The sequence below is a fragment of the Gracilibacillus thailandensis genome (genome assembly GCF_010994055.1).
GTDB lineage: Bacteria > Bacillota > Bacilli > Bacillales > Amphibacillaceae > Gracilibacillus > Gracilibacillus lacisalsi.
The window spans coordinates 1-9,969 of record NZ_WJID01000085.1; the positions used below are offsets into that span (position 1 = coordinate 1).

7 protein-coding genes and 1 other annotated feature are annotated in these 9,969 nt (G+C 37.8%); of the genes, 4 read left to right on the forward strand and 3 right to left on the reverse strand.

Annotation, left to right across the window (positions count from 1 at the left end; all coding sequences use genetic code 11):
- Positions 1-94 precede the first annotated feature (94 nt).
- Positions 95-372: a binding site (T-box leader), on the reverse strand.
- 438 nt (positions 373-810) lie between these two features.
- Positions 811-1,749 (forward strand): pectate lyase family protein, encoded by a 939-nt coding sequence (locus GH715_RS19220; protein ID WP_228760351.1) that lies wholly within the window; start codon positions 811-813, stop codon positions 1,747-1,749.
- A 491-nt stretch (positions 1,750-2,240) separates the two neighbouring features.
- Positions 2,241-3,749, forward strand: coding sequence for an extracellular solute-binding protein (locus tag GH715_RS19225; RefSeq protein ID WP_153836811.1), 1,509 nt, complete (start codon positions 2,241-2,243; stop codon positions 3,747-3,749).
- A 110-nt stretch (positions 3,750-3,859) separates the two neighbouring features.
- Here GH715_RS19225 and GH715_RS19230 read toward each other — a convergent pair whose 3' ends face one another.
- From GH715_RS19230 to GH715_RS19240, 3 genes are all read right to left on the reverse strand, one after another.
- Complete coding sequence (locus GH715_RS19230; protein ID WP_240469421.1) at positions 3,860-4,858, reverse strand: RpnC/YadD family protein; 999 nt, start codon at positions 4,856-4,858, stop codon at positions 3,860-3,862.
- Between the two features lie 185 nt (positions 4,859-5,043).
- Positions 5,044-6,573 carry a glycine betaine uptake BCCT transporter gene (locus GH715_RS19235; protein ID WP_153836809.1) on the reverse strand — a complete coding sequence of 510 codons (1,530 nt, stop codon included), beginning with the start codon at positions 6,571-6,573 and terminating at the stop codon, positions 5,044-5,046.
- A gap of 179 nt (positions 6,574-6,752) precedes the next feature.
- The gene (locus GH715_RS19240) at positions 6,753-7,586 is read right to left on the reverse strand and encodes an AraC family transcriptional regulator (protein WP_153836808.1); all 834 of its coding nucleotides are present in this window, start codon (positions 7,584-7,586) and stop codon (positions 6,753-6,755) included.
- Positions 7,587-7,698: 112 nt separating this feature from the next.
- Here GH715_RS19240 and GH715_RS19245 point away from each other — a divergent pair, with 112 nt between their 5' ends.
- Together GH715_RS19245 and GH715_RS19250 are read left to right on the forward strand one after the other, a co-directional pair.
- Positions 7,699-8,700 carry a Gfo/Idh/MocA family protein gene (locus GH715_RS19245; protein WP_153836807.1) on the forward strand — a complete coding sequence of 334 codons (1,002 nt, stop codon included), beginning with the start codon at positions 7,699-7,701 and terminating at the stop codon, positions 8,698-8,700.
- A gap of 5 nt (positions 8,701-8,705) precedes the next feature.
- Positions 8,706-9,635 carry an aldo/keto reductase gene (locus GH715_RS19250; protein ID WP_153836806.1) on the forward strand — a complete coding sequence of 310 codons (930 nt, stop codon included), beginning with the start codon at positions 8,706-8,708 and terminating at the stop codon, positions 9,633-9,635.
- The last annotated feature ends 334 nt before the right edge of the window (positions 9,636-9,969 follow it).

Below are 9,969 nucleotides of genomic sequence, written 5' to 3' on the forward strand. Positions count from 1 at the left end.
ATCACTCCAGGAAGCACCACCACATTTAGTATAGAGCCTGAAAGCCTTCCTGATGACCCGGAGCATTAAAAAACGCCCCTATTGTTCTATGAACAATAAGGGCGTTGATATTATTTTCAACACGGTACCACCTTAGTTTACTGCATACTCACATATACAGTCTTTACAAGTACTCCACCAAAACAGGCTTTCATACTTTGGTATAGATAACGAGTACCAAATCTCGTCGTCACTTACTCGTGCCATAATTAGACACGTTCAGCACGAAGCTCGAAGGCCATTTTCAGCATCTGCATTTTTGCTTCTTTTCAGCTACCGAAGCTCTCTGTCGAAAAACGCTCGAAACTTACTTTCCCTTTTCATCGCTTTTTAATATTGATTTACTCAATCTTTAAATAGGATTATACGAAATATTCATTTTGAATGCAAGCACTTTTTTGAATATTTCGATAAATTAGCATTTAAATTCAAGATGATTTCATTTACTTCCATTCTATCCGGATGCAAAAAATAATCATTATCTCACATTACAACTTCATAATTGTAACTTTATTTCAATTTTATAACTCGTTTACTTCATATCTAATGGTAAATAATTCAATTTTAAGGATAATATATGTAAAAATGATTATTTATAGAAAACGCTTACGTGATATGATTTAAGTAATCTATACGAAAGGAGGAAGGATGTTTTATCGCTTCGGTGTCAAACGTAAGCTTCAAACAATAATGAAAAGGACGTGAGAAAAAGTGAAGAAAAAATTGCTTAAGTGGTTGTCTTTCAGTCTTTTCGTTACTTTATTATTCGGTTTGTCGTTCCAATCTGTCTCTGCAAGTACTCCTGATTTCAGTATGACCGGTTTTGCCACGCAAAATGGCGGTACAACTGGTGGCGCAGGTGGAGATACCGTAACTGTTCATACAGGAGACGAGCTAGTTCAAGCGTTAAAGGACAAAGAAGATCACACACCTTTAACCATTTATGTGAATGGAACCATTACACCAGACAATACGTCTGACAGTAAAATTAACATTAAGGATGTATCAGATGTTTCCTTATTAGGTGTTGGTACTAATGGAGAATTAGACGGCATAGGTATTAAAGTGTGGCGAGCAGATAATGTCATAATCCGTAATCTCACGATTCATGAAGTGCGTACCGGTGACAAGGATGCCATTAGCATTGAAGGACCATCAAACAACATTTGGGTGGATCATAATGAACTTTATGCTAGCCTAAATGTGGACAAAGACTACTACGATGGTTTATTTGATGTGAAACGGGATGCATTTAATATTACTTTCTCATGGAACTATGTCCATGATGGCTGGAAAGCGATGTTAATGGGGTCATCAGATAGTGACAGCGACGATCGAAACATTACGTTCCACCATAATCATTTTCAAAACTTGAATTCGCGAGTCCCTAGCTACCGTCATGGCGAAGGTCACTTGTATAATAATTACTTTGAAGGAATTATCGATACAGGGATTAATGCCAGAATGGGAGCTGAACTACTTATAGAAAATAACGTATTTGAAAATTCCAAGGATCCGCTTGGTGCTTGGTATAGTAGTTCTCCAGGGTACTGGAACGTTGCCAACAACTTATACATCAACAGCACTGGCAGCCAACCAACCACATCTACGACCAATTATACCGTTCCATATAACTATACACTTACACCAGTTGAAAATGTAAAATCACTCGTTACACAATATGCTGGTGTTGGAGTAATTCAACCGTAAATGAATGAGAGGGCTGGCTTTAAGCAGCCCTCCTATGAATTGTTGCACTGCTCTAAAACGGAGAAAACTATTATTCTTGCGCTTTTATGAACCTCTCATATCGAAACTCACCAGTTCAATGATTAGCTAGTTAAACTATATTGCACAGCAAACCGCTAAAGTAATAAAATAAGACTACGATCAGTGGGGCTAGTGTCGCCATTGTTCTTTAGCGAAACTTATCAAGTAGTTAGCGTCTGTTATCTCTAAACATTATTAATATTACTTTCACTACTCACAGTAACTCGTAATAACTCTAAACAACTTTTTTATTTTGTCGAACGATATTTAATTCCAATTTACTATTTACTTTCATACAGAATTTGCATACAATTATTTCACTCGGGTCCTCACCTGAAAATAACAACGTTGTAATTAACAAGGAGGTGTCCAATCGTTCATTGAGGCAGTGTGCTTTATCGCATTAAAAACAAAAAGGGGTTGTGTGAAAGATGGAAAAAAATAAAATTCGGCTGGCTTTTCTCCTGTTTGTATCATTAGCTCTGTTTCTATTTGCTTGTTCCAAAAATGAAAGCGCTTCAAATAATGAGGATAATGATGATGGTCCACAAGAAATTTCCATGATGTTTAACTTGCATGTTCCAGAAGTACCTGACAGTCGCCTCGAAGAATTATTAGAAGAAGCTACCAACACAGAATTAGATATTCGCTGGGTACCTGACAATAACTATGCAGAAACATTAAATTCACAAATTGCAACCGGTAATCTCCCTGATGTTTTTCTACTAAAAGACGTGACATTGGATCAACAAAAAGAAGCAGTGCGTGACGGACAATACTGGGAGATCGGTCCCTACCTTGAAGAGTTTCCTAACTTGAACAAACTAAATGAAGATATTCTAAAAAATACAATGATCGATGGTAAGCTATATACCCTTTACGCAGGCCGACCTCTATCTCGCCAAGGACTTATTTATCGAAAAGATTGGGCAGAAAACCTAGGACTTGATACACCAACCAACCTTGATGAATTATACGATATGATGAAAGCATTCACTGAAGATGACCCTGATGGAAATGGCCAGGATGACACGATTGGTTTAACAGACCGAGAAATTCTAGGAACATTTGAAAACTTTGCGACATGGCACGGAGCACCTAATAGATGGGGAGAAAAAGATGGGCAGCTTTTACCACAATTTATGTTTCCTGAATACCGGGAAGCAATGGATTATTTCAAAAGCTTGTTTGATAATGGCTACATCAACAAAGATGCTCCTGTAACAAGTAAAACAGACCAACAAGAGATGCTAAAGAATGGTACTGCTGGCGTTTATATTGGTACGATGGGGGATGTGGAACCAATGTATCGTGATGCGGTTGCCATTAATCCTGATGTAGAATTGGATGTCCACAATTACATCGAAGGTCCTGACGGGGAATTTCGAACACGCGCCATCCCTGGCTATGGAAGCATGCTTATTTTCCCGAAACAATCTGTTGAAACAGAAGAAGAACTGAAAGGAATTCTTGGATTTTTCGATTATTTAATGACTCCAGAAGGCTCTAACTTACTTTACTGGGGGATTGAAGGAGAACATTATGAAGTGATTGATGGTTTTGCTAAGGTTCTCGATGAAAGTGAAGACAAGTACAATCAAGAAATCCGCCCGTACACACCATTTGAAATTGGTGAACCAGAAACAAACGGCCGTTATACGGGATACTATGACTATGAACCACGTGCAAAAGCAGATGAATTATATGAAGATAACAATAATTACTTGGTTCACGACCCAACAGCAGCATTAGAATCACCTACATGGGCTGATAAATCTGAAACACTCAATCAAATTATGGAAGATGCCACCTACCAATACTTCTTGGGCCAAATTGATGAAGCAGGATTCGATGAAGCCATTGAGAAATGGAAAAATGCAGGCGGCGCCCAAGTAATCGAAGAATATACTGAAGACTACAACAAGCAAAACAGCGAATAACATGATAAAGCAGTCCATAAGCTAAGCTTGTGGGCTGCCAAAAAGTGATTTATTAATGATACGACAAATCTTCACTCTCCACTTGAGATTGACGATTAAACTTCATATTGTTATGATTCACTTCCAAAATTCTCGAGTTCTTCTTTCGTTAGCCCTGTTATCTCCATTACATATTCAGGTTGCATTCCCTTGGACAGCATTTTTTTTGCTATTTCTTTTTTTGCTATTTTTTCTCCTTCTTCTCTACCAATTTCTTTCCCGATTTCTTTCCCAATTTCTTTCCCGATTTGTTGTCCAATTTGTTTTCCAATTTGTTTTCCGATTTCTCTTCCTTCAGCTAATCCCTTTTCTCTTCCTTCACGCAATCCTTTATCACGCCAGGAGTTAGGTAATTTTTTTACAAATTCCTCTAAGCTTTCATCATTTGAGTTCTGTATGCTTTCCATTAGTTTTTCCTCCTCTATTTGATTTAATTTTACATACGTCTCAAAAAAGCCATATATCAATTCCATTTTAGCCGCATCTAATTCTAATTTTGCCAGCATACGCAGAAATTCTTTTTTCACTTGTACCTTTTCGCTATTCTTATAACCCATTTTACTAAGTAAGGCTGCTGCAACTGGGTTATTGGATCTCAGAAACGAACGCCAATCCTGTTTCTTTAATTCTATTTTAAAAAAATGAAAAGTTAAAACATGGAGGAAAGGGAAAGTCAATTCAAAATAATCTTGTTCATCACGAACCTTATCATAACTGAATACTGCAATGGGGATAATTGGTTTTCTATACCTATTATACAATATACTAAAGTAATGATACATTCTTTCATGAAAATTCTTTTGCTCATAACTCTGTGATTCTACATGAATAATAATAAGCGTATCCTGTTCTTTCAACCTGCCTTCCATAACTATGTCAGCACGTCTTCTTTCTCCGTGAATCAAATCCGTAAATACTTCATCTGAAAGAGGTTTGAGTGAGGAAAAATCTAGTTGTTGATGTACAGAGGGAAAGAATACTTCGATAAATTCATCAAAAAATGTACCAATCAGTTGTTTGAACAACTGATCATGATCAATATAAGTTGGAGTGTCTTCATGGACTTTCATTAATACAGACAATGCTTATCACCCTTCTTTCTTCTTTGCCTTGAACATTATAAAGTTGTTTACATCCACCAATAGTATATCAAAAACGTATTGCTTACACAAGAACAAACGTTCCCTATGAACAAGAACTAAGAATGATAAAAAAATAATCCCGTAGCACGTTTAATCGTGCCACGAGATTATGATTATTTTTGTTCTACTCGTTTATTCTTTCGAGGCTTAGGCTTGAGATAAAGACCAAGCTCCTTCTTCTCCTTCGCTAAAGATCGATATAGCGAAAGCATCATTAAACACATAATAATCGAGAACGGGAGTGCTGCGATGATTAGGGTATTTTGTAATGCTTGCAGTCCCCCACTATATAATAACACTATCGCTACCGCAGATTGTGCTACCCCCCACGTTAACTTCACACTGTTTGGAGGTGTTAACGAACCGTAAGTAGTCTGCATCCCCAATACGAAAGTTGCCGAATCGGCTGATGTAATAAAGAATGTACTAACCAATAAAATGGCCACTATGGACAATACAATCGATCCAGGATATTCACTGAACATAGCGAATAACACTTGCTCAGTTGGAAATGAAGATAAATCGATATTTCCACTGTTTTGTACACCAATTGACGATGTACCGAAAGTGGTGAACCATAGAAAACTAACGACAGCTGGTAATAATAATACCCCTATCATAAATTCGCGAATCGTCCGACCTCGTGACACACGAGCGATAAAGATACCTACGAATGGTGACCAAGAAATCCACCATGCCCAATAAAAAATCGTCCAGTCGTTAATCCAATTACGGTGCTCACCATCGAGCGGTGCAATACGAAAACTCATCCGCATAATGTTTTGTATATATCCACCTACCGAGTCTGTGAACATATTTAAAATCAAAATAGTTGGACCAATAAAAAACATTAAAGCAAATAAACCAACAGCTAAGACCATATTCGTATTACTTAAGTATTTGATACCTTTACCTAAACCAGTTGAAGCAGATATCATAAATAATACAGTAACGATGATAATAATGATGAACTGTACGATAAAGCTATTTGGCACATCTGTTAAATAGGAAAGACCACCATTAATCTGTGCGGCACCGAATCCTAACGTGGTCGCAACTCCAACTACTGTTGCAAATACTGCTAGGACATCCACTACTTTCCCAAAAGCACCATCCATTTTTGAACCGAATATCGGTTTTAGTGTAGCAGATATTAAACCAGGTTCATCTTTGCGGAATTTAAAATAAGCTAAAGCTAAGGCTACAACCGCATAGATTCCCCATGCATGAAGACCCCAGTGGAAAAAGACATATCTCATTGCTTCTTTTTGCGCAGCATTTGTGCCACCTTCGGCAAGTGGCGGTTCGAGGAAATGTGATAGAGGCTCTGCTGCACCCCAGAATACCAAACCAATACCCATACCGGCACTAAAGAGCATCGCAAACCATGTTGTTTTCTTATATTCCGGTTTTTCATCAGGCTTCCCAAGCTTAATAGCACCAACAGGACTAAAAATCAAAAATATACAAAAAATGACAACCACTGTCACCAATATAAGGTAATACCATCCAAACCCAGACGAAATCATCGCTTGAATGTTTCCCGTTAGTTCTTCGAAACTGCTTGGGGCCACCATTCCGAAAATAACTGCTGCCAAAACGATCGAAACCGTTATCCAAAATACACTTGATATTTTTTTCATGAACTTCCTACCTCTCCTACAACTTATCAACTATATTAAAATAACACTACCTGTCCTTTAAGTAAATAGTAGGAAAGATATCTTTTCAGTACTATTACCTAAAGTATACCGAAATCCACTCATTTAAACATACCCATTAATAGCATGTTCGAAACCATTAATCTTTATCCTTTTCACCATTATATATACATTTGCCGATATTTAGTGGGAGTCATCCCTTCATTTTCTAAGAAAAGTTTATTAAAATAACTAGGATTCGGATAGCCAGATCTTTCCGCAATTTCCTTAACAGTCAACTCTTTTTCTTCTAACAGTAATTGTTTACTCCATTGCAACCGACATAAAGTGATAAAAGCCATCGGAGTCATCTGTGTGACACGTTTAAACAATCGACAGAAATAATAGGTGCTTACTCCCGTTTGTTTTGCCCAATATACGAGATCGAAGGGTTCTGGTGCTTTTTCTTGCATTTTCGGTAAAAGCGATTGAATCCGCACATCTAATTCTTGCCTAGAATTAGACTCACTTGGCACGGCAATATTGGTAAAGGTGGACAAAAAAGCATAGGTTAATGTTGATAAGGTTGATAGCTGTAAGAAGCTGTTTTCCTCTGCTTCTTGTAATAAATGTTCGTGAGTTTGCTCTAATTTATCTAAATTCGGCAATCTCCACAAAATAAATCTACCAAAACCAATCTCCGATAAAAACGTATGCAGTGGATTTCCATAAAAATGAACCCACCGAACACTCCAAGGATCCTCTTTGCTACTATAATACCGTTGTTCTTGCTCCGGAAAATAAAGAAAGGCATCTCCTTTTTTTAACATATATTGCTTCCTATCTATCTCTACATAGCCAGACCCCGCTACAACAAAATGTATACTAAAATTATCTAACGAGCCTGCTTCCCGATAGACATCATGGTCCGCTTTCAACTTATAGCAACCAACTGATTCAGGTAGGATCATATATTCATGTTTTTTCAATATAGGCAATAAAACTTGACGATTCATATCCTCACATCCTATAGGACAATATTGTGTTATCTGATAGCAAAAAGCTTCTATTTTCATATTAATACCAATCGATTATAATAACAATAAAGTTATAGGAGGAGGTTAAACGATGACGATTAAATGGGGAATTATAAGCACCGCAAATATCGCACAAAAAGCAGTTATACCAGGAATAAAAGAGTCAGAAACAGGTGAAGTATACGCCATTGCCAGTCGAAATCTAGGCAATGCAAAAGAAACAGCTGAGGAATTAGAGATTCCCGTTGCATATGGGAGCTATGAAGAATTATTAGCTGATCCCGATATTGATGCCGTTTACATCCCATTACCAAATCATTTGCATAAAGAATGGTCGATAAAAGCTATGGAAGCTGGAAAACATGTACTCTGCGAAAAACCAATTGCTTTAAATACCAAGGAAGCTCTAGAAATGGAAGCAGCAAGTGAAAAAGCTGGAGTTATTCTGGCAGAAGCCTTTATGTATCGCTATCACCCCAGATATCAAAAGATTCAAGAGATCATTCAATCAGGAGAAATCGGAGCAATACGCGGCATACATGGAGCATTCACTTTTAACAATGCAGCTGCCAAAGAAAATGTTCGCTTCCGAAAGGATTGGGGTGGGGGTTCCTTATATGATGTTGGAGTTTATCCGATAAGTGCCGCCAGAATGATTTTAAATGAAGAGCCTCAAGCAGCAACCGTTCATGCTTTCTTTTCCGAACAGCATGATCATGTAGATATGATGGCATCCGGAATATTGGAATTTGATCATGGTGTTGCACTTACCTTTGATTGTGGCATGTGGGCAGATTTCCGAAATCGACTAGAAATTTTAGGGACAGAAGGTCGAATTGAGATTCCTTCTGCTTTTGTTACAAATCAAAATCAGCAAGACCATTTTTATCTATACACTAGTAATGGAACAAAAGAGGTAGAAGTTCCCTATGTAAATCAATATGCACTACAGGCAGATGTGATTGGACATAGTATTCAAAAGAATAAGACATTACCTTTTCCTGTTGCAGATGCCATTTTAAACATGAAAGTGTTGGATGCATGTCTTACTTCCGCTGAGGAAAGAAAACGTATTGAAATTACGAAAGGATGAGCCGAATGAAAACGATTCAAATCGATGGCCTAGATAAGTCTGTTACTACATTAATTCAAGGGTCCGATTATTTTAAACCGAGTGTATATGATAAAGTCTGTCAGGTATTAGATCGTTATATAGCAATCGGCGGCAATACGATTGATACCGCTCATATTTACTGTGGTGGAGAAAGTGAAGTAGCGATCGGCATGTGGCTAAAAGAACGGAATAACCGAGAGGATATCGTTATTTTAACTAAAGGCGCTCATCATGACCAAAACGGACCACGTGTAAATCCTGAGGCAATTAGGCAAGACCTTTTTGAAAGTTTAGAAAGACTTGGCACCGATTATATTGATTTATATGCATTACACAGAGATGATCCCAATGTACCAGTAGGTGAAATCATCGATGCTTTAAATGAACATATAGAGGCAGGTCGTATTAAAGCAATTGGTGGCTCTAACTGGACAACAGAACGAATTCAAGCAGCAAATGAATATGCCGCCGCCAATAACTTAGTAGGCTTTTCATTCAGCAGTCCGAACCTTAGTTTAGCTAAGGCAAACGAGCCATTCTGGAAGGGATGTGTCTCAACTGATAGTGATGACAAGAAATGGCACGAAGAAACACAACTTCCCCTTTTATCATGGTCTTCACAAGCAAGAGGATTTTTCACCGGCAGGTTCACACCAGAGGACCGAAGTAATGAAGATCTAGTTCGTGTGTTTTATAGTGATGCCAACTGGGAGCGACTGGCTAGAGCAGAACAACTAGCAAATAAAAAAGGCGTAACCGCAATCCAAATCGCTTTAGCCTATGTATTAAATCAAGCCTTCCCTACTTGTGCCTTAATTGGAGCCCAAAATGAGCAAGAACTTGTCTCCTGTTTGGAAGGATCAAAGATTGAACTATCAAGGGATGAAGTTGAATGGTTAGAAAATAGGAGCTGACATAGGATTTGCTTATGTTATTCCAAATGAATAGAAGCGGACGGAAATCTTGAATAAATAGCAAACTAAATAAGCAATAGTAATTATCTTAAGAAGTGATTTACTTTTGTTTCAAGTGCTACACTCGAAGACAATTGTTTCGATATTGGCTTTAGTTTGTCCATGAGAGCTTTTTCCCGTTTTGACTTTCTTTTGTCTGCGAGAGCCGGTCTCGTGGACACTTTTTCCCTTTTTGGCTTTCTTTTGTCCGCGAGAATCGTTCTCGTGGACACTTTTTCCCTTTTTGGCTTTCTTTTGTCCGCTTATCCTGAACTTATAAGTCTAATAAAGGTAT

Bases quoted from the DNA above. Each gene is read 5' to 3' on its own strand.
- GH715_RS19225 (WP_153836811.1), top strand. From the start codon at position 2,241: ATGGAAAAAAATAAAATTCGGCTGGCTTTTCTCCTGTTTGTATCATTA.
- GH715_RS19230 (WP_240469421.1), bottom strand. From the start codon at position 4,858: ATGAAAGTCCATGAAGACACTCCAACTTATATTGATCATGATCAGTTG.
- GH715_RS19235 (WP_153836809.1), bottom strand. From the start codon at position 6,573: ATGAAAAAAATATCAAGTGTATTTTGGATAACGGTTTCGATCGTTTTG.
- GH715_RS19240 (WP_153836808.1), bottom strand. From the start codon at position 7,586: ATGAATCGTCAAGTTTTATTGCCTATATTGAAAAAACATGAATATATG.
- GH715_RS19245 (WP_153836807.1), top strand. From the start codon at position 7,699: ATGACGATTAAATGGGGAATTATAAGCACCGCAAATATCGCACAAAAA.
- GH715_RS19250 (WP_153836806.1), top strand. From the start codon at position 8,706: ATGAAAACGATTCAAATCGATGGCCTAGATAAGTCTGTTACTACATTA.